24 protein-coding genes and 1 other RNA gene are annotated in these 23,035 nt (G+C 68.2%); 13 read left to right on the plus strand and 12 right to left on the minus strand.

The genetic code is table 11. The features are described from left to right. Nucleotides 1-74: 74 nt before the first annotated feature. Entirely contained in the window at nucleotides 75-1,274 is a 1,200-nt protein-coding gene (locus NOCYR_RS20910) for a PucR family transcriptional regulator (RefSeq protein WP_014352395.1), read from the minus strand. 191 nt (nucleotides 1,275-1,465) lie between these two features. Between NOCYR_RS20910 and NOCYR_RS20915 the strand changes: the two genes are divergently transcribed. The 4 genes from NOCYR_RS20915 to NOCYR_RS20930 all read left to right on the plus strand — a co-directional run bounded on the left by NOCYR_RS20915 (nucleotide 1,466) and on the right by NOCYR_RS20930 (nucleotide 4,725). Then, on the plus strand, nucleotides 1,466-2,803 hold the full coding sequence (locus NOCYR_RS20915; protein WP_081505612.1) for a lipase family protein: 1,338 nt from the start codon (nucleotides 1,466-1,468) through the stop codon (nucleotides 2,801-2,803). A gap of 249 nt (nucleotides 2,804-3,052) precedes the next feature. Continuing rightward, nucleotides 3,053-3,250: a hypothetical protein gene (locus NOCYR_RS29775; protein WP_048833578.1), complete on the plus strand. Its 198-nt coding sequence runs from the start codon at nucleotides 3,053-3,055 to the stop codon at nucleotides 3,248-3,250. A 126-nt stretch (nucleotides 3,251-3,376) separates the two neighbouring features. After that, nucleotides 3,377-3,928: a hypothetical protein gene (locus tag NOCYR_RS20925; protein WP_014352398.1), complete on the plus strand. Its 552-nt coding sequence runs from the start codon at nucleotides 3,377-3,379 to the stop codon at nucleotides 3,926-3,928. Between the two features lie 95 nt (nucleotides 3,929-4,023). Next, complete coding sequence (locus NOCYR_RS20930) at nucleotides 4,024-4,725, plus strand: DUF899 domain-containing protein (RefSeq protein ID WP_014352399.1); 702 nt, start codon at nucleotides 4,024-4,026, stop codon at nucleotides 4,723-4,725. Between the two features lie 4 nt (nucleotides 4,726-4,729). Here NOCYR_RS20930 and NOCYR_RS20935 read toward each other — a convergent pair whose 3' ends face one another. The 9 genes from NOCYR_RS20935 to recQ all read right to left on the minus strand — a co-directional run bounded on the left by NOCYR_RS20935 (nucleotide 4,730) and on the right by recQ (nucleotide 13,396). After that, nucleotides 4,730-5,599 (minus strand): DUF5995 family protein, encoded by an 870-nt coding sequence (locus tag NOCYR_RS20935; protein WP_014352400.1) that lies wholly within the window; start codon nucleotides 5,597-5,599, stop codon nucleotides 4,730-4,732. A gap of 35 nt (nucleotides 5,600-5,634) precedes the next feature. After that, nucleotides 5,635-6,147, minus strand: a complete 513-nt coding sequence (locus tag NOCYR_RS20940; RefSeq protein WP_014352401.1) for a DUF2231 domain-containing protein — start codon at nucleotides 6,145-6,147, stop codon at nucleotides 5,635-5,637. Between the two features lie 422 nt (nucleotides 6,148-6,569). Next, nucleotides 6,570-6,938, minus strand: a transfer-messenger RNA (tmRNA) gene (ssrA, locus tag NOCYR_RS28600). Between the two features lie 88 nt (nucleotides 6,939-7,026). Further along, complete coding sequence (smpB, locus tag NOCYR_RS20945) at nucleotides 7,027-7,503, minus strand: SsrA-binding protein SmpB (protein ID WP_014352402.1); 477 nt, start codon at nucleotides 7,501-7,503, stop codon at nucleotides 7,027-7,029. Nucleotides 7,504-7,634: 131 nt separating this feature from the next. Continuing rightward, a complete protein-coding gene (locus NOCYR_RS20950) occupies nucleotides 7,635-9,233 on the minus strand; it encodes an MDR family MFS transporter (RefSeq protein ID WP_048833579.1) in 1,599 nt (532 codons plus the stop codon). 55 nt (nucleotides 9,234-9,288) lie between these two features. Then, on the minus strand, nucleotides 9,289-9,783 hold the full coding sequence (locus tag NOCYR_RS20955) for a MarR family winged helix-turn-helix transcriptional regulator (protein ID WP_014352404.1): 495 nt from the start codon (nucleotides 9,781-9,783) through the stop codon (nucleotides 9,289-9,291). Nucleotides 9,784-9,920: 137 nt separating this feature from the next. Next, nucleotides 9,921-10,157: a hypothetical protein gene (locus tag NOCYR_RS20960; RefSeq protein WP_014352405.1), complete on the minus strand. Its 237-nt coding sequence runs from the start codon at nucleotides 10,155-10,157 to the stop codon at nucleotides 9,921-9,923. Between the two features lie 94 nt (nucleotides 10,158-10,251). Next, entirely contained in the window at nucleotides 10,252-11,382 is a 1,131-nt protein-coding gene (locus NOCYR_RS20965; RefSeq protein ID WP_014352406.1) for a metallophosphoesterase, read from the minus strand. Nucleotides 11,383-11,524: 142 nt separating this feature from the next. Next, on the minus strand, nucleotides 11,525-13,396 hold the full coding sequence (gene recQ / locus NOCYR_RS20970) for a DNA helicase RecQ (protein WP_014352407.1): 1,872 nt from the start codon (nucleotides 13,394-13,396) through the stop codon (nucleotides 11,525-11,527). A gap of 275 nt (nucleotides 13,397-13,671) precedes the next feature. Here recQ and NOCYR_RS20975 point away from each other — a divergent pair, with 275 nt between their 5' ends. Together NOCYR_RS20975 and NOCYR_RS20980 are read left to right on the plus strand one after the other, a co-directional pair. Beyond that, nucleotides 13,672-14,637 carry an SMP-30/gluconolactonase/LRE family protein gene (locus NOCYR_RS20975; protein WP_014352408.1) on the plus strand — a complete coding sequence of 322 codons (966 nt, stop codon included), beginning with the start codon at nucleotides 13,672-13,674 and terminating at the stop codon, nucleotides 14,635-14,637. Between the two features lie 113 nt (nucleotides 14,638-14,750). Further along, complete coding sequence (locus tag NOCYR_RS20980) at nucleotides 14,751-15,269, plus strand: GNAT family N-acetyltransferase (protein ID WP_014352409.1); 519 nt, start codon at nucleotides 14,751-14,753, stop codon at nucleotides 15,267-15,269. Between the two features lie 30 nt (nucleotides 15,270-15,299). Here the strand turns inward: NOCYR_RS20980 and hisN are convergent, their stop codons facing one another. Together hisN and NOCYR_RS20990 are read right to left on the minus strand one after the other, a co-directional pair. Further along, on the minus strand, nucleotides 15,300-16,085 hold the full coding sequence (gene hisN / locus NOCYR_RS20985; protein ID WP_014352410.1) for a histidinol-phosphatase: 786 nt from the start codon (nucleotides 16,083-16,085) through the stop codon (nucleotides 15,300-15,302). Nucleotides 16,086-16,126: 41 nt separating this feature from the next. Then, nucleotides 16,127-16,717: an NADPH-dependent FMN reductase gene (locus NOCYR_RS20990; protein ID WP_014352411.1), complete on the minus strand. Its 591-nt coding sequence runs from the start codon at nucleotides 16,715-16,717 to the stop codon at nucleotides 16,127-16,129. Between the two features lie 245 nt (nucleotides 16,718-16,962). Between NOCYR_RS20990 and NOCYR_RS20995 the strand changes: the two genes are divergently transcribed. From NOCYR_RS20995 to NOCYR_RS21020, 7 genes are all read left to right on the plus strand, one after another. Beyond that, nucleotides 16,963-17,469 carry a hypothetical protein gene (locus tag NOCYR_RS20995; protein WP_014352412.1) on the plus strand — a complete coding sequence of 169 codons (507 nt, stop codon included), beginning with the start codon at nucleotides 16,963-16,965 and terminating at the stop codon, nucleotides 17,467-17,469. A gap of 50 nt (nucleotides 17,470-17,519) precedes the next feature. After that, complete coding sequence (prfB, locus tag NOCYR_RS21000) at nucleotides 17,520-18,635, plus strand: peptide chain release factor 2 (RefSeq protein WP_048834354.1); 1,116 nt, start codon at nucleotides 17,520-17,522, stop codon at nucleotides 18,633-18,635. Then, nucleotides 18,635-19,513 (plus strand): mechanosensitive ion channel family protein, encoded by an 879-nt coding sequence (locus tag NOCYR_RS21005; RefSeq protein WP_014352414.1) that lies wholly within the window; start codon nucleotides 18,635-18,637, stop codon nucleotides 19,511-19,513. Before prfB ends, NOCYR_RS21005 begins: the two co-directional genes overlap by 1 nt. Next, complete coding sequence (locus NOCYR_RS29780; RefSeq protein ID WP_158430188.1) at nucleotides 19,500-19,652, plus strand: hypothetical protein; 153 nt, start codon at nucleotides 19,500-19,502, stop codon at nucleotides 19,650-19,652. Before NOCYR_RS21005 ends, NOCYR_RS29780 begins: the two co-directional genes overlap by 14 nt. Before the next feature lie 121 nt (nucleotides 19,653-19,773). Beyond that, entirely contained in the window at nucleotides 19,774-20,463 is a 690-nt protein-coding gene (gene ftsE, locus NOCYR_RS21010) for a cell division ATP-binding protein FtsE (RefSeq protein WP_014352416.1), read from the plus strand. Continuing rightward, on the plus strand, nucleotides 20,463-21,368 hold the full coding sequence (ftsX, locus tag NOCYR_RS21015) for a permease-like cell division protein FtsX (RefSeq protein ID WP_014352417.1): 906 nt from the start codon (nucleotides 20,463-20,465) through the stop codon (nucleotides 21,366-21,368). Before ftsE ends, ftsX begins: the two co-directional genes overlap by 1 nt. A 231-nt stretch (nucleotides 21,369-21,599) precedes the next feature. Further along, nucleotides 21,600-23,009, plus strand: coding sequence for an acyl-CoA dehydrogenase family protein (locus NOCYR_RS21020; protein ID WP_148280705.1), 1,410 nt, complete (start codon nucleotides 21,600-21,602; stop codon nucleotides 23,007-23,009). Nucleotides 23,010-23,035 lie beyond the last annotated feature (26 nt).

Below are 23,035 nucleotides of genomic sequence, written 5' to 3' on the forward strand. Positions count from 1 at the left end.
CGCGCATGGGCAATCGTCACGGCCGATTATCCCGTGATCGTCGTCTCAGTGGTGGAGGTGCGCGATCCGGCCCGTCAGCGCACCCGGTCGACGGTGAGCGCGGCGGCCAGCAGCCGGGTGTCGGTGGGATCGGCGGGGTCGAGACCGGTGAGTTCGGCGATGCGGCGCAGGCGGTAGCTGAAGGTGTTGGGATGCACGTGCACCTCGGCGGCCGCGGATTTCCGGTCGGTGCCGTGGCGCAGATAGGCGTCGAGGGCCGCGAGCAGATGCGCTCGTGTGGTCAGGGGCGCGATGCGTGCGGCCAGGCGGTCGCGGGCTCGGCCGGGGCGGGTCAGCTGGTATTCCAGCAGCAGATCGTCGAGGCGGTAGACGCCGGGCGGGCGGCCGAGGGCGCGGGCGAGGTCGGCCAGGGCTTCGGCCTCCTCGGCCGTTGCGGGTAGCTCGGTGCGCGCCACTTCCCCGGCGTCGGCCACGTAGACCGGAACCTCGAAGCGCTGCGCCGCGGTGGCGGCCAGGTGGTGCGCATGATCGTCGGCGCCGCCGGGCAGCAACAGCACGCCCGCGGTCCCGTCGAAGGTGTGCAGGGCGGCGCCGCCGACGAGATCGTCGAGGATCGACTGGAGGACCCGGATGCGGCGCCGGGCCACCAACGTCGCCACCGGCGCCCGTTGTTCCTCGGCCCGCACCCGCAGCGCGAGGACACGGTACCGATTGTCGACCACGATATCGGCACGCGCGGCCAGTTCCGTCACCGGAAGGCCGTGCAGCAGAGCCGAACACAGCGCCCGGCGCGCCTCACGGTCGGGCTGGTACACCGACTGTTCCAGTTCCGCGTACTCCTCGTAGACGACGATATTGATGCGGCGCAGCAGATCGAGCAGATGCGCGCCGAAGGCCACCAGATCGCCGGTCTCCTCCGGCCCCGCCGACCGCGCCGATTCCCGCAGCAACTGCTGGGCCGACCCGTACACGGCGTCGATCAGTGCGCGCAGCGGAATCCGTTCCGCCGCATGCCGTTGCACCACCGGCGCGACGTAGCGCGCGAGTTCGGCGTCGGTGAACTCGCGCTGCTCTGTGATGGCGCGCAGGAATTCTCGGCCGCACAACAGGATCGCGCCGATCACCTCGGAGAAGTGACCGTCGGGCAGGTGGGAGGTGGGCGGGGTCGACCCGAGGCCGGCCGCGAGCATGCGGTCGGCGATGCCGGGTAGGCCGCGTGTGAGGCGGCCGATGATCGGTGCGTCCGCGGACAGGGCGGGAAGGTCGACGGTCATGCGCGGATTGTGGCCGACGACAGGGCGCACGGCAATGCACGTCGTCACCTACCTCGATTCGCGCGAAGATCTTGTTTCCCACGACAAGGTTCGCCGGTGCAGTTGGTGGTGGCGACGTAGTGACCCCGGCCGCGATCCGGACCAAGATTGGCAGCGAACAGCTCGACCGCGCCTCGGAAGGACCACCCGCGATGAACCCCGAGGCGACGCTGCCGGTGCCCGAAGCCCTGCCTCGGCCTGCCCGTGCCGCGACCGATCCGCAGCCTGCCGCCGGCCCACCACTGCGGGTCGAACACGACCCCTTCTGCACACCACCCCGGGACTACGCGTCCGCACCCAACGGGACGATCTTGCGTTCTCGCACTGTGGAATTGGCCTGGTACGGCCTCGTCCGCCAGCGTGTGCGCGCCTGGCAGCTGCTGTACCGGACCTGCGATCGGCACGGTGATCCCGAAGTCGCGCTGACCACCGTCCTGCTCGCCTGGGATGCGGATCCGGGCACGGCGCGCCCGCTGGTGTCGTTCCAATGCGCCATCGATGCCGTTGCCTCGCAGTGTTTTCCGTCGTACGCCTGGCGGCGCGGCGCCCGTGCCTTCGGAGCCGTTCCGCAACTGGAGTTCCCGCTCGTCGCGCATGCGCTGGCGCGGGGCTGGGCCGTCTCCGTGCCCGACCACGAGGGGATGCGTGGTCACTTCGGAGCCGGGCGCGAACCCGGGTACCGCACGCTCGACGGGATCAGGGCGGCGCTGACCTTCCCGCCCCTGGGCCTGTCGGCGTCCACACCGGTCGGCGTCTGGGGTTATTCCGGCGGTGGGCTGGCGACCGCGTGGGCGGCGGAAGTGGCCGCAGGCTACGCGCCCGAGATCAATCTCGTCGGTGCGGTCGCCGGATCGCCGGTCGGCGATCCCGCGGCGGCGTTCGTGCGGTTGAACGCCACCGCGTACGCCGGGTTCGCCGCGGTCTACACGGCGGGTTTGCGGCGCGCCTACCCCGAACTGGCGCCGATGCTGGCCGACCGGTTGTATCCGCGCTACCTGCGGCTCCTCACCGAGGCCGAGTCGCGCACGACCTTCGCGTTGCTGGCCCGGTTCGCCGGCCGCAGCGTCGACCGGCACAGCGACGGCGGGATCGCCGACCTGGTCGCCCAGCCGCAGCTGCAAACGATCTTCGACGACATCCGTCCCGGCGCCACCGCGCCGGAGATTCCGATGTTGATCGTGCAGGCGATCCCGGACGAGGTCATCGCCGTCGCCGACGTGGACGCGCTCGTCGCCCGGTATCGGGCGGCCGGCGCCGAGGTCCACTACCTGCGCGACCGGCTCGCGCTGCACCTGCCGCTGGAATTCCTGGGCACCCCGGCGATGGCGGATTGGCTCGCCGACCGCTTCGCCGGGCGCCCACTCCCGGCGCCGGTCACCACCGACGTCTGGTCGGTAGCTCGCAGCCACGGATCGGCCCGTGGCCTGGGCCGGTTCGCGGGACAGATCCTGCGAGTGCTCACCGGTCGGCAGATCGTCCACCAGCGCTGACCTTCGGCGCCCGGGAGCGCTCGCTCCACCGCGACGTGACGGTTGTCTCGTTGTTTGCTGCGTGCCATCGCCTCCGTTGCCGGGTCGTTATCGGTAGACCGCCCATGAGGGTGCGAGTCCACCGAGAAAGGCTCGATGATGGCTCTCCGACGAGCGAAAAGCCCGGACAAACCGCTGATCGCGGCACATAACGGACATCCGGCGCGCGATAACGGTTTGATTGCTGGCCGCGGCGGGTACTCCCCGGTCATGACAGCACTGCGCCACCGACCCGCCCGGATCGTCGGCATGGAATGGGGCACCGCACTGCTGGCCATCGCCACCTGCCTCATCTTCACCGCCGGCATCGCCGCCCTCACCGGAACCCTCAGCACCGCGATCCCCGCCACCGTCGCCCTCGCCCTCGGACTGTTCATCACGTTGCGAATCCTGCGCCCCATGAGCTGAGCGTCACGGCCAGGATCGGTGTTTGGGTTCATCACGTCGAATCCTGTTCTGGCTCCGAGGAATGCGCCGTCCCACTCACCGTCAGTGGCGATACCGACTCGTCAAGCCGCCCTTACGCTGTGACCTATGCCGCAGTCGACCACGCCTTGGTCCCGCCTCTCGCAGGCGCAGCCCGGCGTGCAGGCGGATGAATCCGATTCTTTCGACCATGCGGCCCAGCCGAACATCTCGGTACACGATTCGGACAGCCCACCCACCCACTCCACTCTCCTGCTCGGCGGAACCGCCACCGTGATCGCCCTGCTCGCCGTGCTGATCGCCCTGTTCACCGGCCATCGTGCCCCGAGCACTCCCGCCCCAGAAGTCGATCCCCCGCGCGCCACATCCGCCGCTCCCGCCGAACCTGCACCCGCGCCTGCACCGGCACCTCAGGGCGGCCGAATGATCGCCGTAGGCAGAGTCGCCACCACCGACGGCGCCACCCTCCAAGTCGAAAGCCTCTTCGGCACAACGACAACCGTCCACACCACCCCATCGACCAAGGTCCACGTCCTGTTCGGCTCCCAGGTCGCCGACATCTCCCCCGGCGCCGTCATCGCCGCCTACGGCCACAAACACCCCGACGGCTCCATCACCGCCACCTACCTCGCGGGGGCGGGACTGGATTTCACGCGATGAGGGGCGGGTCGACGTTCTGCGGCGACCGATGAATTCCGCGGACGGGCGGGGTCTACATCTACAGCCCGATGTCTGGACCCTCGGGGAGGATTCGAATGAGCAAGACTGCACTGCCGCCCGTCGTCGATGCCGAGACCTGGCAGCGTGAGCTCGCCGCGTTGCGTGCCCGGGAGAAGGCCGCGACCCGCGAGCTCGATGCGATCGCCGCCCAGCGCCGCCGGATGCCTGCGCTACAGATGCCCGATTACACGCTGGAAGGCGCGGACGGACCGGTGCGGCTGGTCGATGTCTTCGAGGGGAAGTCGCAGCTGATCGTCTACAACCACATGTGGTTCGCTGGTCAGGAGTGGCAGTGCGGCGGGTGCACCAGCTTCACCTCGCAGTTCACCCGCTTGAAGTTCCTGGACAACTACGACGCACGCTTCGTGATCGTCACCCAGGGACCCATCGAGGAGGCGCTCGCGTACAAACGGCGGGTCGGCAACAAAATGGACTGGTACTCCACGGCGAACAGCTCGTTCGGGGCGGATGTGGGCGCCCCACCTCGGGGGGCGTTCGCGGTGAACGTCTTCCTGCGCGACGGCGACACCGTCTACCGCACCTGGCATACCGATGGCCGCGGCGTCGAACAGCTCGGCTACACCTTCTCCTTGGTCGACCTGCTCCCCTACGGCCGGCAGGAAGAATGGCAGGACTCGCCCGAGGGCTGGCCCCAGTCGCCCACCTACAGTGGCTGGAGCAGCTCCGAAGACATCGCCGCCGCTTACGGCGAACCGGACCCGTCGATGAGCGTCTGAGGTCTCACAGTCCGCCGTTGGCGGCCAGCACCACGAACGCGGCATCGGCGCTGCGCCACAGCGCGTCGATCTCGGCGCGGGTCGCCGGCTCCAACGCGGGGTCCTGCAGCGCGAGGCCATTGCCGAAGATCACCACGTTCGCGCCGGCGTCGGCCAACCGCAGCAGTGCGCCGGAGCCGACGCCCGCGCCGAACACGGCATCGAGCCCCTCGCCCAGGAAATAGAACCGCCACAGCGGCCCGAGATCACCGCCGTTGATGGTCTTGGTGGCCTCGACGATGAGCGAACCCTTCAGTGCGATCGCATCCACGATCCGGAAGTAGTCGGGTGCGTTCGCCGGCGTGGCCCGCACCGCGGCGACCGCGTTGGCCAGGTCGACGGTGAGGTGGGCGTTGTAGCCGGCCATCGCCACCCGCGCCGCCGACAGCCCGCAGTCCCGGGTGAGCGCGAAATAGTGCGCCCATTGCGGTTCGGTCGCGGCCCCGGTGAACTCGGCGTGCACATTGCGCAGGAAGCGGAGCAGCAGATCGAGGCTGATGCGATGGGCGAACTCGGGGTCGTCGAAGACGGCCGGGTTGCGTTGCAACGGCATGACCGCAGTCTGTTCGACGGTGTCGAGCCCGAGCGCGAGCAGGCCGCGCCGATCGCGATGCCGCACAAGGATGTCGGTGATCTGCCGATGCTGCTCGACCGCCGTCTCCAGCCGTTGGAGGGTGGAACCCGTCAGTGACGTCGTATCCGACAACCGGACGATGTCGGCGATCGCGCCCTCCGATAGCGGCGCACCGCAGGCGGCATCGACCCGGGCGAACGCGGCCGGCGGCGAAGCCACCAGCACCACGGCGGCGACCGCACTGACCAGCAGTGCGGTCATCGCTCGTGGGACTGCGAGGCGCCCGGCTCCTCCTCTCACGATCGGAACGCCTGCACACCGCCCTCGGCGAGGCGCTTATGGGTCAGCGAGTTGGGGGCGTTCAAGTTCGCCCCCGTGTCCACCCCGGCGCCGAGCCGCTCCACCAACTCACCGCCGAGCCAGGCCGCCACCCCCGCGATCGCGACCGCCACGAAACTACAGATCAACGCCGCCGGACTCGGCTCCCACGCGCCCGCATCGGCCCGCAACAGCCAACTGACCGCGAACAGCACCAGCGCCACCGCGTTGCTCAACCCGTGCACCAGCCCCACCCGCTTGGCCCGCGTCCCACCCGGAATGGCGAACCAATCGATCCACCCGAACACCGCCGCCGCGGCCCCACCGACAACCCCCGCCGCGATCGCATACCCCGCCGCAACGGCGAACCCAACCCGGTCGGTGATCAGATACAACACGTCGAACACAACCGCTGTCGTCAGCAACCCGAGCGGAAACGCGATCAGCATCGGATGAACGGCATGCCCCAAGAATTTGGCGCGACTCTCCACAGCCGCCTCCTCTCGTCGTCGACGTTTCCGAGGTACCCGCTCGAGCCATGACGAACCCGCGTAGACAGACCCACCGTAGGAAGTCAGCACCGGAGAGAAAGCCCAGGTACGGACCGCCCAGCGCTTGACCAGGTCATCCTGCTCGAGAACCGACCTCGACCGCAGCGACAAGCGCGACGGCGTGGGCGTGCAGGCGAGCAGACCATGGTCGGTCAACGACGTCGGGACGCACCACAGAGGGGGTCCGGGGGCGAAGTCCGCCGGGCGGGGCGTGGGTTGGAAACGACCTTGGGCGGACAAACCCGAAAGGGGGTCCGGGGGCAAAGCCCGCCGGGTGGGGCGTGGGGGCTTCGCCCCCACAAAACACTACGGAACGAGAAAGCGGCTCATGCTCTTCATGAGCATGAGCCGCCTATCGAGTGGAGTGGAGCTGCCGGGAATCGAACCCGGGTCCTCCGTCGCGTCTTCAGGGCTTCTCCGTGTGCAGTTCGCTGTGTCTCTGCTCGGATCTCTCGGTCACGCGAACGAGCCGAGATGACGATCCCAGTCGCTGTTGGATGTCCCGTTCTACTCCGCGACCGAGTAGAACGGTGAGCCCTCTAGCTGATGCCGGCACCGGGACCGAGGGCGTATCCCGGGCCGACAGAGACGCTGTCGCTTAGGCAGCGAGAGCGTACTCGCGCTGATGAGAATCGGCGCTTAATTGGTTGCAACGACGCTTACGGTGGTCTCTTGCCTGCACCGACACGCTTCCCCTGAATCAACGTACGCAGTCGAAACCGTTCAGCCCCGTACGTCCCGGCACCTTGCCGGGCTAGTCATGTTAACACCTGACCGGCGGGTGTTCATTCCCATTTTCCGCAAGGCTCGTGCGGCCGGTCAACGGCTCATTCCCTTGACGCGGCGGCCGAGTTCGCGGGTGACTTCGCGCTCCGCGGTGCGGCGGGCGATGTCCTGGCGTTTGTCGTAGTCCTGCTTGCCTCGGGCCAGCGCGAGTTCGACCTTCACCTTGCCGTCGGAGAAGTACATCGACAGCGGCACCAGCGTCTGGTTGCCTTCGCGGGACTTGCCGACCAGGCGTTCGATCTCGCGCTTGTGCAGCAGCAGCTTGCGCACTCGCCGCGGCGAGTGGTTGGTCCAGGTGCCGTGGCTGAACTCCGGGATGTGCAAGCCACGCAACCACACCTCGCCGTTGTCGACCGTCGCGAAGGCGTCGACCAGCGAGGCCTTGCCCTCACGCAGGCTCTTGACCTCGGTACCGACCAGCGCGATCCCGGCTTCGTACACGTCCAGGATGGTGTAGTTGTGCCGCGCTTTGCGGTTGGTCGCGATGACCTTGCGCCCCTTTTCCTTCATGACGGCTCCTCCATGACGACAACCTTAAAGCGGCGGCGCAACCGGATTATTCCCAGGTCGATACGTCCATGCCCACGCATGAGCCCGGCAGGTACCGGCTATCCGGTACCTGCCGGGCAGGTGGGACGAGGTTACTTCTGTAGCACCCGCTCGGGCTGCTGTACCGGGTCGGCGAGCAGTTCGGCGGTGTCGGTGTCGGCCTTGCCGGCCTCGCGCATCGGGTCGAGTGCGGGATCGATGTCGATCGTGGTCCGCAGCGGGCGGTTGGGCAACAGCAGGGTCGCGACCAGTGCGACGACCGTCGCGAACGCCGCGATCAGGAAGATGCGGCCAGTCGCGTCACCATAGGCGGTGCGCACGATCGTCGCGATCGGTTCGGGCAGGGCGCCGAGATCGAGGTTGCTGCCACCCGAGGACGACGGGTGCAGGCCGAGCTTGGCGAACCCTTCGGCCGACAGGTCACTGACCCTGGTGGCCAGCACCGAACCCAGCACCGACACCCCGATCGCGCCGCCGAAGGTGCGGAAGAAGGCCACCGCACTCGACGCGGCACCGATGTTGTGCACGCTGACGGTGTTCTGCACGGCGAGCACCAGGTTCTGCATCAGGCTGCCGACGCCGAGGCCGACGATGGTGATGTAGACCGCGACCAGCCACAGGTTCGTCGCGTGGTCGAGCGTCGACAGCAGCCCGAAGCCGGCGACCAGCACCAGCGCACCGCCGACTACGAAGCCCTTCCACTTGCCGAAGCGGGTGATCAGCTGCCCGGAGCCGACCGACGCGATGAGCATGCCCGCGACCATCGGGATGGTCAGCATGCCGGCCACGGTCGGCGAGTAGCCGCGCGCGGTCTGGAAGTACTGGCCGAGGAAGGTGGTCGCGCCGAACATGCCGACGCCGACCGCGATGGAGGCGATGATGGCCAGGCTGGTGGTGCGTTCGGTGACGATCGGCAGCGGGATGATCGGCGACTTCGCCTTGGACTCGACCCAGATGGTCGCCGCCAGCAGCAGCACACCGGCGCCGACGTAGAGCGCCGATTCCCGCGAGACCCAGTCGTAGTAGCCGGCCTTGCCCGCGAAGGACACCCAGATCAGCAGGATCGACACGCCCGCGGTCAGCAGCACGGCGCCGAGCCAGTCGATGGACACGTCGTCCTTGCGCTCGGTGGGCAGGCGCAGGGTGCGGTGCAGCAGCACCAGCGCGATCACCGCCAGCGGCACGCAGACGAAGAAGCACCAACGCCAGCCGAGCGGGCTGTCGACGATCACGCCGCCGAGGATCGGACCACCGGACATCGACACGGCCATGACCGCACCCATGTAGCCGGAGTAGCGGCCGCGTTCGCGGGGCGCGACGATGCTGCCGATGATGGCCTGCACCAGCGCGGTCAGGCCACCCATGCCGATGCCCTGGACCACGCGCGCGGCCAGCAGCAGGTCGACGTTGTGGGCGAAGCCGGCCAGCACCGAGCCCGCCACGAAGATGATGATCGAGATCTGGACCAGCGTCTTCTTGTTGAACAGGTCGGCGAGCTTGCCCCAGATGGGGGTGGACGCGGCGGTGGCCAGCAGGGCGGCGGTGATGACCCAGGCGTAAGCGGTCTGCGAGCCCTGCAGGTCACCGATGATGGTGGGCAGGGCGGTCGCCACGATGGTCGTGCTGAGCAGTGCCGTGAACAGCGCGGCCAGCAGGCCGGTCATCGCTTCCAGCACTTCGCGGTGGGTCATCGCGTACGGGTCGCGCTGTGACACCGCTTCGGTCGAACTCACCCCGTTGTGTTGACTAGACATCTACTCCCTGACTTTCTAGCTGAACCGGCCGATCGGCGGTCATGGTGTGCTGGACGAGCGCGACCAGTGCGTTTCTGAGCTTCCCGATGGCGACGCAGGCCTGCGCGGCCTCGTCTTCGTCCCAGTCGGCAAGTGCCTCCTGCATCCGCTTGGCCCGCGAGGCCCGGATGCGCCGCAGCAGGTCGTGGCCCGCATCGGTGACTTGCAGCAGCGTCGCGCGCCCGTCGTGCGGATCGGCCTGCCGGGTGACATAGCCCTCCGCGACCAGGTCGGTGACGTGGCGGCTCAGCGCCGAGGGGCTGATGCACAGATGCGAGGCGAGGTCGACCTGACGAATGAGCCCTGCTCCCTCCAGCACCACCAGGACGCCGATCCCACCGGGAAGGAGCTGACCTTCTTCCGGATGGGCGATGGCCACGCGGATGGCGCGGCCCATGAGATAGAGCTCCCTGGTCAGGTCCTGGGCGGTATCGGGTGACACAGCCATGCCGGACTCCAAACCGAGAATGATTGCTTGCAGTAAGCAACTATATATTGGTTGCTTACGCTAATCAACTAGTTTGCGGCAAGGGCTGGGTCACAGCGCGAAGACGCCGCGAACGGCGATCAGCAGGAGGTCAGCCCTCAGTTCGGGCGCAGCACCACATAGAGGATGAGAAGGGCGATGAACAGCACCGTCAGCGCGATCGTGGACACGCGAGGACGGCCCCGGCGACGCGGTTCGGTGCGGCGACGGCTCAACCACACGGTCTCGACGGCCGGATCGTTGCGGTGCTGCGGCAACGCCCCCACGTCGGGCGCCTCGGAGTTCGACGAGCCGCCCGAGACCTCGCCGTTGTCGGAGCCGTCACCGGATGCCATGGCGTGCACGGTAACCCGCCGGGCCCCGGCGCGCCGGAATTCCGGCCGCTAGCGGCGCGTCCGCAGACTCAGCGCCTGTCGGCTGGACCGACCATCAGGCGATCCGGCGGCGGAATTCCTCGGTGGACGCGCCGGTCGCGGGATCGACGGTATGCACCCGCAGGTCGATCCCGCCGGGAGCCAGGTCCAAGACCATGAATCCGAGCTGGTGGAAACTCTGGAACTGGGCGTTGTGCGCCGTCTCGGGCAGCACGCGGGGTTGGGCGCCGACGGTCTTCGCGGCGGCGCCGGAGACGATCTGGCGGGTGCCCTTCATCTCGGGTGTCTGTTCCAGCACCTGCAGCGAGTGATCGTGCCCGGACAGGATCAGATGGCAGCGGCCGTTCACGTGCTCGTCGAAGAATCGCTTCACGTGCACACCGTTGATGGGCTCGATGGGCAGACCCTCGTAATGACCGGCGTCACCGTGCGGTCCGTTGTTCAGGTACGGGTGGTGGGTGCACGCGATCTTCCAGGTGGCCGGCGATTCGGCGATGGCGCGATCGAGCCAGGCGCGCTGCTCGGTCATGAACTGGCCATCGACTGCCCAGTACGGAGTGAACAGCGGCGGCAGGTAGGCCGCGAGGGGGTTGAGGTCGAGCACGAAGAACTCGACCACCGGATTGTGCTCCGGGACCCGCACCGAGTAGTAGCGGCTCGGCATCCACCAGCGCGGCGAGTTCGCGTGGTAGCGGACCTCATGGTCGCCGCGCAGCAGCCAACCACCGTCGCCGGGGAAGACCGAGCTGTTGTCGTGATTGCCCAGCACCATCGCCCACGGAAAGTCCAGGCCGGTGTTCGGATCTTCGAACTTGGCGGCGAATTGGGGGTCTTCGGTGCTGTTCGGGCCGCTTTCGTAGATGTTGTCGCCGAGCCCGAGTGCCATGGCGAAGGGTTCGCGCCGGTGGAAGGCGCGCATCGCGTCGGCGACCGCCCACTGGGATCGGGTGCCGGTGCCCGCGTCGCCCGTGACCAGTACCCGAACGCTCTCGCCGCCGGACGGGAACGCGAACTTGCGGACCCCCTCGGCGACCGGCACGGCGTGGGCGGGACTGAGACCGGCCAGCGTGATGCCGGCTGCTGCCGCGGCCGCGCCGGTCAGCAGCTCGCGGCGACCGATGCCGGACACACCCGCACGATCCTCGCGAACACGCACATCGCCACCTTCGGGCGCCGACCCACTCATGCCTGCCTCCGTCTACTTCTCGCCTGGGATGGTCCGATGGAGCTTCGCAGTCATCCTGAACCACGCCATCTCGCCGGTCGATCTGAGGGGTCGAGATTTCACATTCTGTCGGCCGCGTGTTCGCGTGGCACCGACCGCATACTCAGTGCGCGGCCACGACCTCGAGAACTTGCTCGCCGTACTTGGCCAGCTTGTTCTCTCCCACTCCACCGACCGCGCCGAGCCCGGACAGATCGGCCGGTTTGCGGGCGGCGATATCGCGCAGGGTGGCGTCGTGGAAGACCACGTAGGCGGGCACGCCCTGCTCTTTGGCCGTGGCGGCACGCCATTCGCGCAGCTTCTCGAACAGCGCGACGTCCTCGGGCGCGAGATCGACCGGCGCAGTCTTGGCCGACTTCGCCGACCGCGCCGCACGGGTGGGCGCCGCCCGTTCCGGCTCGCGGCGCAGCATCACCTTCTGCCCGTCGAACAACACCGCGTTACCGGCGTCGGTGAGGGCGAGCACGCCGTACTCGCCGTGCACCGCCAGCAGGCCCTGGGCCAGGCATTGCCGCACGACCCCGCGCCACTCCACATCACGCAGGTCGGTACCGACGCCGAATACCGTGAGCTCGTGGTGGTCGTGCTGGAGCACCTTGGGGTTCTTCTTGCCGAGCAGGATGTCGATGATGTGGCCCGCGCCGAAACTCTGGCCGCGTTCGCGCTTCAACCGAAGCACCGCCGACAACAGTTTCTGCGCCGCGACCGTGCCGTCCCAGGACTCGGGCGGATTCAGGCAGGTATCGCAGTTGCCACACGGTTCGCCGCGCTGGCCGAAATAGGCCAGCAGCTGGGTGCGGCGGCAGTGCACCGTCTCGCACAGGGCCAGCATCGCGTCCAGGTGTAGCTGTAGCTGCCGACGGTGCGCGGCGTCGCCGTCGGAGGCATCGATGAGCTTGCGCTGCTGCACCACGTCGTTGAGCCCGTAGACCATCCACGCGGTCGACGGCAGTCCGTCCCGGCCGGCCCGGCCGGTTTCCTGGTAGTAGCCCTCGACCGATTTGGGCAGGTCGAGATGGGCGACGAACCGGACGTCGGGCTTGTCGATGCCCATGCCGAAGGCGATGGTGGCGACCACGACCAGCCCGTCTTCGCGCAGGAACCGCGCCTGGTTCTCCGCGCGGGTGCGGTTGTCCAGGCCCGCGTGATACGGCACCGCGCGGATGCCGTTCTCGGTGAGGAAGGCGGCTGTCTTCTCCACCGAGTTGCGCGACAGGCAATAAACGATGCCCGCGTCGCCGGCGTGTTCGGCGCGGATGAAATCGAGCAGCTGGCGATCCGGGCGATTCTTCGGTTCGATCCGGTACTGGATATTGGGCCGGTCGAAGCTGGCCACGAACCGGCGCGCGCCGCCGAGGTCGAGGCGTTCGATGATCTCGTCGCGGGTCTTCTCGGTGGCCGTCGCGGTGAGAGCGATCCGCGGAACCTCCGGCCAGCGTTCGTGCAGGAGCGAAAGGGCCAGATAGTCGGGCCGGAAATCGTGGCCCCACTGCGAGACGCAGTGCGCCTCGTCGATGGCGAACAGCGCGATCGTGCCGCGCTCGAGCAATCTGGCGGTCGATTCCAGGCGGAGCCGTTCCGGCGCCAGATACAGCAGGTCGAGCTCCCCCGCCACGTATTGGGCCTCCACCATGCGGCGCTGGTCCGGGTTCTGCGTGGAGTTGAGGAACCCGGCCCGCACTCCGAGCGCGCTGAGGGCATCGACCTGGTCTTGCATGAGCGCGATCAGCGGCGACACCACCACACCGACGCCCGGCCGCACCAGCGCGGGCACCTGATAGCAGAGCGATTTGCCGCCACCGGTGGGCATCAGAACCAGCGCATCCCCACCGGCGACCACATGACCGACGATCTCGGCCTGGTTGCCGCGGAAACTGTCGTAGCCGAACACCCGGCGTAGAACCTGTTGTGCCGCATCGGGTTCGGCACCGTTGACGATGCGGTGTGCGGCAGCGGGGGCGTCGGGTGTTTCCACGCGGCCCATCCTACGAGGACCCGGCGACAGCCGAGGGGCGTGCGCGAGCGCGACCTGGGCGGAATCGGAAGTTGCGCACATGTGGATAACCTTCGTCGGACGGGCCCGGCCCGCGACGAGCGATCGGGGACACGCGGTGGCGCTGCGCTGAGTGAATGCGCAGGTCCGGGCACGGCAGTCCGATCGAATGACACCGCAAGGGCCGACTTTCGACGGCAATCAGGGGTCCGTTCGTCGCCAGGCGACCTCCGGAGACGGCTGTTAGGTTGTCCGGCATGACATTCGGGAGAGCGCGCACCTGGCCGGCCGGTCTGGCGGTGGCCATCGCGGCCGGTCTGGCGACGGCGGCGCCCGCGCCTGCCCAGCCGTTTCCGAAGATGTGCGCGGACGGGTGGGAGGCCACCACGATTGTCGAAGGTGTGGGCAATCTGGAGAACCTGGACTCCGACGGCGCCGGCGGCTTCTACGTCACCGGCATCGTCGACGGGTATCTCGCCCACGTCTCGGCGGACGGCAAGTTCGAGAAACTGGTCACCGGCCTCGACAAGCCGGCCGGTGTGCGCGTGGCCGGCCGATCGGTGTACTTCCTGACCGGCGACGGTATCGACGCGGCGCCGGGCACCTTGCAGCGCTACGACATCGACACCGGCGCGACCACGGTCCTGCTCACCGACCTGAACGGGCCGAACGGCCTGCTTTTGCTCCCCGATGGCGATCTGCTGTTCAGCACGCTGGGCATGCACCGCGCGCCCACCGGCATCGCCCGCTACCGGCCGTCCACCGGCGAATACACCGAAACCTGGTCGAATGTGCCGTGGACCAACGGACTGGCGCTGGCCGCCGACGGGAAGTCGATCTATACCGACAACCTGACCATGCGCATCTTCCGGATCCCGCTCGACGCCCCCAACTCCCCCACCGTCGTCACCGGCTTCCCGGAACTGATCTCCATGCCCGACGATATGGAAGTCACCCGCGACGGCGATCTCTTCGTCGCCGACCACGGCGTCGGCGCCATCTACCGCGTCGATACCGCGACCGGGGCCACCTGCGCCATCATCTCCGGGCTGATCAAACGGCCCGACCCGGTCCGCATCCCACCGGACGGCACCACCTCGGTGCGCATAGCCCGCGACGGCAGCTCATGGGCGCTGTTCATCACGAGTATGGACGGCACGCTGCGGCGCCTGCGCCCGCCCGCCGACATCGACCTCACTCCGGCCGACGCGACCAGGCGGTAGGCGATGTGCACGCACCCGGCCACCCGCGTCCCGCCGTCGTCCGACGGCATCGCGTTGCTCCGGCCAATCGGAATGGGGCTCGAACCGGTCGATCAGTGGCCCACGGTGGCGCGATGAACACCGCCGCACCGATGGCCCCCGCCACCGCGGAGGATGCGCCCGATATCGCCGCACTCCGCGACGAGCTGGCCCACTGGATGCTCGCGAACGACATCCAGCAGTGGAAGCCGGGCGAGTGCCCACCCGAGACGGTCGCCGCCGAGATCGCGCGCGGCGAATGGTTCATCTGGCGCGACGAGGACGGCGCGCTCATCGCCACAGTGCGCCTGATCTGGCGCGATCCCGAATTCTGGGGCGCGGCCGACGGCGAGGCCGGCTATGTGCATGGGCTCATGGTCGCCCCGGCCCACCGCGGCAAACAGCTGGGCAGCCGGGTCCTCGAGTTCTGCGCCGAACGCACCCTGGCCCACGGGCTGTCGGTGCAGCGGCTCGACACCGCCGAGAACAATGCGGTGCTGCGCGAGTTCTACGCCGCGCAAGGCTTCACCCAAGTCGGGACAGCCCCGCTGCCTGCACGTTTCCACGGCTGCGAACGGATCGTGCTGCTCGAAAAGCGCCTCGGCGCGGCCTAGCGACCGGGATCACCCCCCATGAGCTCAGGTTCAGGGACAGAGTCGATCGAGAACCGCTTGGTGCAGCAGGCCGTTGGTGGCGACCGCGTCGCCGCCGTGCGGTCCGGGCCTGCCGTCGAGGGAGGTGAAGGTGCCGCCGGCTTCGCGGACCAGGATGTCGAGGGCCGCCAGATCCCAGAGGGAGACCTCGGGTTCGGTGGCGATATCGACGGCGCCCTCGGCGACCAGGCAGTAGTTGAGGAAATCGCCGTAGCCGCGCACCCGCCACACCTCATCGGTGAGGTCGATGAACTTCTCCCGCAAGCCTCGATCGCGCCAGCCGGACAGGCTGGAGAAGGCCAGGCTGGCGTTGTCGAGGTCGCCGACGGCGGAGACCGTGATCGGCTTCGGCGCGCCCGGATGGAAGCTGGACCAGGCGCCCGAGCCGGCTGCCGCCCACCAGCGGCGGGCCAGCGCCGGTGCGCTCACCACCCCGGCCACCGGCACACCGTCCTCCAGCAGCGCGATGAGCGTCGCCCACACCGGGACGCGGCGCACGAAGTTCTTGGTGCCGTCGATCGGGTCGATCACCCACTGGCGGCCGGTGAACTCGGCGTCACCGCCGAACTCCTCGCCCAGCACCGAATCCTGCGGCCGCTCATGCTCGAGCAGATGCCTGATCTCGCGCTCCACGGCCAGATCCGCATCCGACACCGGCGTCAGATCCGGTTTGGCGTCGACTTTCAGGTCGAGCGCGCCGAATCGCTCCTTGGTGATGGTGTCGGCGGCATCGGCGAGCCGAAGGGCGAGTTCGAGATCGGAAGTGTGCGCAGCCACCTCGAAACCTTATCCGGTCAACCCAACTGCCCCCAGCGCGATCAGGCGACCGGAACCGACCGAGCAGCCGTCAACGCCGACGCCCACCAATGCAGCCGGTCCAGCATCGTCCGCGCGGCGGCCGCCGGTTCCTCCGGTTCACGCAGCTGACCGTTCTCGTCGAACAGCAGGTAGTAGCGCGGAAACGAGACGTACTCGCGCAGCGTGTGCGCGTCGAGTTCGTTGAACACCTGGCGCAGCCCTTCGATGGCCAGCAGCCCGCCGCTGCCTCCGCTGTAGCCGACGAAGCCGATCGTCTTGCCCTGCCACTGGGTGAAGTGCCAGTCGATGGCGGCCTTGAGCGAGGCCGGGAAGCTGCGGTTGTAGTCGGGCGTGACGATGACGTAGGCGTCGGCCGCCGATAGCCGCTCGGTCAGGCCCACCATCCCGGCGGGCCGGTCCGGGTCCGGGTTCATGGCCGGCGGGACGGCGGGCAGTTCGAGCGGGATGTCGTAGTCGGCCAGATCGATGACGTCGACGTCGTAGCCGCCGTGCGCGCGGGCGTGGTCGGCGAACCAGTTCGCCACCACCGGGCCGAACCGTCCGTCCCGGACGCTGCCGATGATCACCGCGAGCTTCACTGTCGTGGTCATGCCGTTCTCCTTCGGTCGAGAGGCGACCTCCGCGGTCGCTCGGTCATCACTCTGTCGGCGATGCGCAGGGCGATGAAGACCGCGCCGAGGGTGGTAGCGCGAGGGCCACTCTCAGCGCCGGGAAGGTGATTACGGTGGACGGGTGAGCACCAACGAGATGGGCCTGTTCCTGCGCACCCGGCGCGAGTCGGTCACTCCCGCGCAGGTCGGGCTGCCGAGCGGCCCACGTCGCCGGACCCCTGGCCGTGCTCGAACCCACCGCCGCGATCGTCGTCAACCGGCTCACCGAGATCCTGGCCTGCACCGAGGGCTACCGCACCCTGATGGGCGCGTCCGGCCAGCTCGACGACGAACTGCCCGACCTGGCCGGCTACGCCTTCACCGATCCGCGCGCCAAGCAGTTCTTCCCCGACTGGGATCGCGTCGCCGACCACCTCGTCGCCACCTTGAAGCAGGGCCCGTTCCGCGCGGACCCGAATATCGATGCCCTGGCCGACCGCCTCACCATCACCGCCGGCGCCGCCTTCACCGACCGCGTCGAGACCGTGCCGAGCCTGCCGCCGGTCACCGGGATCACCCGCATACAGCATCCCGAGGCGGGTGCGCTGCGGATGGCCTATGAGACCCTCGATCTGCCCGCCGACGACGACCAGCAGCTCATCGTCTACCTGCCCGCCGACGACGCCACCGCCGCCGCGCTCGACGCCCTCAACGGTCGCCGCCCGGGCGCGCTGCGCGCCGTCTCCGGATAGCCTGCCCTGCGGTTTCACCCCGCCGTACCGGCCCGGTAGCCTTGGACATCGTGCATCCCGACGTATCCGCCGATCTAGCCGAACTCGACACCACGCTCAAGACCGTCGAGTCGGTCCTCGACATCGAGGAGCTACGCCGCCGCATCGATGAACTCGAGCATCAGGCGTCCGACCCCGATCTGTGGAACGACCAGGACCACGCCCAGCAGGTCACCAGCGAGCTCTCGCACGCCCAGGGCGAGCTGCGCCGGGTCGAGGAGCTGCGGCAGCGGCTGGAAGATCTGCCCGTGCTCTACGAGCTGGCCGAGGGCGAGGAGGGCGAGGCGATGACCGCCGCGCTGGCCGAGGCCGACGCCGAACGGGCCGCCCTGCACGCCGACGTGGAGGCGATGGAGGTGCGCACGCTGCTGTCGGGTGAGTACGACAAGCGTGAAGCGCTGGTCAACATTCGTTCCGGCGCGGGTGGTGTGGACGCCGCCGACTGGGCCGAGATGCTGATGCGCATGTACATCCGCTGGGCCGACCGGCACAAGTACCCGGTCGAGGTCTACGACACCTCCTACGCCGAAGAGGCCGGCATCAAGAGCGCCACCTTCGCGGTGAAATCGCCCTACGCCTACGGCACGCTGTCGGTGGAAATGGGTACCCATCGGCTGGTGCGGATCAGCCCGTTCGACAACCAGGGCCGCCGCCAGACCTCCTTCGCCGAGGTCGAGGTGCTGCCGGTGGTCGAGACCACCGACCACATCGAGATCCCCGAGGGCGAGGTTCGCGTCGACGTGTACCGCTCCTCCGGCCCGGGTGGTCAGAGCGTCAACACCACCGACTCCGCGGTGCGCCTGACCCACATCCCGACCGGCATCGTCGTCACCTGCCAGAACGAGAAATCGCAGCTGCAGAACAAGATCTCGGCGATGCGCGTGCTCCAGGCCAAACTGCTCGAGCGCAAACGGCAGGAAGAGCGCGCCGAGATGGACGCGCTCAAGACCAACGAGGGCGCGTCCTGGGGTAACCAGATGCGTTCCTACGTGCTGCACCCGTACCAGATGGTCAAGGATCTGCGCACCAACCACGAGGTCAACAACCCCTCGGCCGTGCTCGACGGCGATATCGATGGATTCATCGAGAGCGGGATCAGGTGGAGAATGCGGGAGCAGGCCAACTGATGTTCGCCTCGGGGATCCGGAGTTCGGGGATCCACGCGCTGTCGGTCTCCTCCGACGTCACCCCTTGGCTGCGGTCCTCTGGCCTGGAGATCGTGCTGCTGATCCTGGGCGCGGTGCTGTTCAGCCGGTTCGCGACGTTCGTGCGCGACCGCGTCACCAGCAAGATCGATGCCGGTTTCCAGAGCAGCGACGCGCTGGTGCGCACCGAGGCGGCCAAGCATCGGCACGCGCTGGCGCAGGTGGTCACCTGGGTGGTGCTGACCATCGTCTATGTGCTGGTGGGCATGGAGGTGTTGCAGCGCCTCGGGTTCGCCGTCACCGGTCTGGTGGCGCCTGCCGCGGTGCTGGGTGCCGCGCTGGGTTTCGGCGCCCAGCGCATCGTGCAGGACATCCTGGCCGGGTTCTTCCTGATCACCGAGCGCCAGTACGGATTCGGTGACGTAGTGCGCATCAACGTCACCGGTGCCGCCGACCCCGCCGAGGGCACCGTCGAAGACGTCACCCTGCGGATCACCACCTTGCGCGACGCCGACGGTCAGGTGATCATCGTGCCCAACGGCCAGATTGTGAAAGTCACGAATCTGTCGAAAGATTGGGCTCGTGCGGCGATCGACGTCCCGGTGTCGGCCAGCGCCGACATCACCCGGGTGAACGAGATCCTGCACAAGGTGGGCGAAGAGGCCTACCGCGACCGCAGGCTCGAACCGCTGCTGCTGGACGAGCCGACGGTCATGGGTGTGGAAGACCTCACGGTCGACCAGATGAACATCCGGATGGTCGCCCGCACCCTGCCGGGTAAGCAATTCGAAGTAGGACGCGAGCTGCGGGTCCGGGTAGCCGCCGCGCTGCGCAGGGAAGGTATCAGTGAAACCGCGTAAATCCACGGCGATCCTGATGGGGAGCTGGGTCGCCACGTTCGTGCTGTATCTGTTCGTCAAACCCGACACCCCCACCCCGCCCGCGCCGTTGGTGAATACCGTTCCGGCAGCGGTGCATACGACACCCGCGGCTCCGTGACCCGCCCGGGTTCGCGGGCCTGACAGCGCCACGATCTCGCCTTTGACCAGGGCCTCATCTCGCCCGTGAGGCAGCTCACGGGCCCAGGCCACGGGGTGGGCCATGGTTACACTGGCTCCCCGTGATCACGATGCGCAACGTCACGAAGTCGTACAAGACCTCGACGCGACCCGCGCTGGACAACATCACGGTGGATGTGGGCAAGGGCGAGTTCGTCTTCATCATCGGACCGTCCGGCTCGGGCAAATCGACCTTCATGCGGTTGCTGCTCAAGGAGGAAGTCCCCACCGCGGGCGAGATCCAGGTGGCCGATTTCCGGGTCGACCGGCTGCCCGGGCGCAAAGTGCCCAAGCTGCGGCAGCGCATCGGGTGCGTGTTCCAGGACTTCCGGCTGCTGCAGCAGAAGACCGTCGAACAGAACGTGGCCTTCGCGCTCGAGGTGATCGGCAAGCGCAGGCAGTTCATCGAACGCACCGTGCCCGAAGTGCTGGACATGGTGGGCCTCGGCGGCAAGGCCGACCGGCTGCCCGGCGAACTGTCGGGCGGCGAGCAGCAGCGCGTGGCCATCGCGCGCGCGTTCGTCAACCGGCCGCTGGTGCTGCTGGCCGATGAGCCCACCGGCAACCTCGATCCGGAGACCAGCGCCGACATCATGGCGCTGCTGGAACGGATCAACCGCACCGGCACCACGGTGCTGATGGCCACCCATGACAACCACATCGTCGACTCGATGCGCCGGCGCGTCATCGAACTCGACCGCGGGCGGATGGTCCGCGACGAGGCCACCGGCGTGTACGGAGTTGATCGATAATGCGCGCGAGTTTCCTGTTCGGCGAGGTCATCGAGGGGCTACGCCGCAACGTCACGATGACGATCGCAATGATCCTGACCACCGCGGTCTCACTCACCATGCTCGGTGGCGGCCTGCTCGCGGTGCGGATCGCGGACAAGACCGAGCAGTACTTCCTGGACCGGCTCGAGGTGCGGCTGTATCTGACCGAGGACGTCTCGGCCACCGATCCGGACTGTTCGCTCGAACCCTGCAAGTCGCTGATGGCGGATCTGAAGGCCACCGAAGGCGTGGAGTCGGTGCAGTTGCTCAACCGCGACGACGCGATCCGCGAGGCCAAGGAGAAGACCTTCAAGGATCAGCCGGAGCTGGCCGAATACGTGGCCGACACGCCGCTACCGGCCTCGCTGCGGGTCAAGATGGTCGACGCCGAGTTGTATCCGACGATCTACGAGTCGTTCTACGACCGGCCCGGTGTGGGCATGGTGCGCAACGACAAGGACATCGTCGACCGGCTGGTCAGCCTGTTCGACGGACTGCGCAACGCCGCGTTCGGCCTGGCCATCCTGCAAGCCGTCGCGGCGCTGCTGTTGATCGCGAACATGGTGCAGATCGCCGCGTTCACCCGGCGCACCGAGGTCGGGATCATGCGACTGGTCGGCGCGACCCGCTGGTATACCCAGCTACCGTTCCTGCTCGAGGCGGTGGTCGCGGCGCTGGCCGGCTCGCTGCTGGCGGTGGTGGGCCTGTTCATCGCGCGGCCGCTGGTGGTCGACCGGGCGCTCGGCGATTTGTTCGCGAGCAAGGTCTTCCCCCGCATCACCGGCGACGACATCGCGATGACGGCATTGATCATCGCCCCGGTCGGCGTGGCCTTCGCGGCCGTGACGGCCTACGCCACGCTGCGCTACTACGTGCGCGAATAGGCGAAATCCCGCGCTGTCGAGCGCGGGAGGAAATCGTCTCGCGGGCCGGTCCACCTTCGGGTGGGCCGGCCTTTCGCGTCCCCGGCGCCGGGCCCGTTTTGTGATACCGCACAACGACTCGGCAACAGATTCGCGAACCCTCGACGCTTTTCTTACTCTGGAGTAAGATAGCCTTACTCAAGAGTAAGAAATGGGACCACCACCCACTCACCCACCCATCCGAGAAAACAGGTGATGATGAGCACTCGAGACAGCGCGACGAAGCGACGTCCGGATTCCGGCCGGATCCAGGATTCCGCGGTCGGCCTGAACCAACCCAAGCGGGATTGGATGGGCGCGGCGATGCGGGTGATGACGACCCTCACCGGGTCCGAGCTCGCCGAGAAGTACAACTTGCGCAAGCCGATCGAGCGGGTCACCTACGAAGGCACCAAGACCGGATTCCGCACTCTCGGTGCGGCCACCCGCGCGTTCAACAAGGTCGCTGGCGGCGGTCAGCCCAAGCGACTGGCCACCAACGAGGCCAAGAACAAGGACTACTTCGACCTCACCCCCACCGACGAACAGCAGATGATCGTCGAGACGGTGCGCGAGTTCGCGGCCGAGATCCTGCGCCCGGCCGCGCACGACGCCGACGAGGCCGCCGCCGCGCCGAAGGATCTGCTCGGCCGCGCCGCCGAACTCGGCATCACCCTGATCAACGTGCCCGAGGAGCTCGAGGGCGCGGCCAGCGAACGCGGCGCCGTCACCAACTCGATGGTCGCCGAGGCGCTCGCGCACGGCGATATGGGTCTGGCGCTGCCGATCCTGGCGCCCAGCGGCGTCGCAGTGGCACTGTCGCAGTGGGGCACCGACGCCCAGCAGCAGACCTACCTGCCCGCCTTCACCGGCGAGAACGTGCCGCAGGCCTCGGTGGTGATCAGCGAGCCGCGCGCCCTGTTCGACCCGTTCGCGCTGCAGACCAAGGCCGTGCGCTCCCCCAGCGGCTACCGGCTCTCCGGTGTGAAGAGCCTGGTCCCGGCCGCGGCGGACGCCGAGCTGTTCATCGTCGGCGCCGAACTCGACGGACGCCCGGCGCTGTTCATCGTCGAATCCGACGCGCAGGGTCTGGTCGTGGAGGCCGACCCGAGCATGGGTCTGCGGGCCGCGGGCCTGGGCCGGCTCATCCTCGACAACGTCGCCGTCGGCTCCGACGCGCTGCTCGGCGACGGTGACGGCAAGCAGCACGCCGAGGACTACGCCGACGCCGTGCGCCTGGCCCGCCTCGGCTGGGCCTCGCTGGCGGTCGGCACCGGCCAGGCCGTGCTCGACTACGTCATCCCCTACGTCAACGAGCGGGAAGCGTTCGGCGAGCCGATCTCGCACCGCCAGGCGGTCGCGTTCATGGTCGCCAATATCGCCATCGAGCTCGACGGCCTGCGTCTGGTGACGCTGCGTGGCGCATCCCGCGCCGAGCAGGGGCTGTCGTTCGCCCGCGAGGCGGCGCTGGCCAAGAAGCTGGCCACCGACAAGGGCATGCAGTTCGGCCTCGACGGCGTGCAGCTGCTCGGCGGCCACGGCTTCACCAAGGAGCACCCGGTCGAGCGCTGGTACCGCGATCTGCGCGGCATCGGCGTCGCCGAAGGTGTCGTCCTCGTCTGACCGGCCCGTTCGTTACTTCAGGAGAT

The sequence above is a fragment of the Nocardia cyriacigeorgica GUH-2 genome (assembly GCF_000284035.1).
Taxonomy (GTDB): domain Bacteria; phylum Actinomycetota; class Actinomycetes; order Mycobacteriales; family Mycobacteriaceae; genus Nocardia; species Nocardia cyriacigeorgica_B.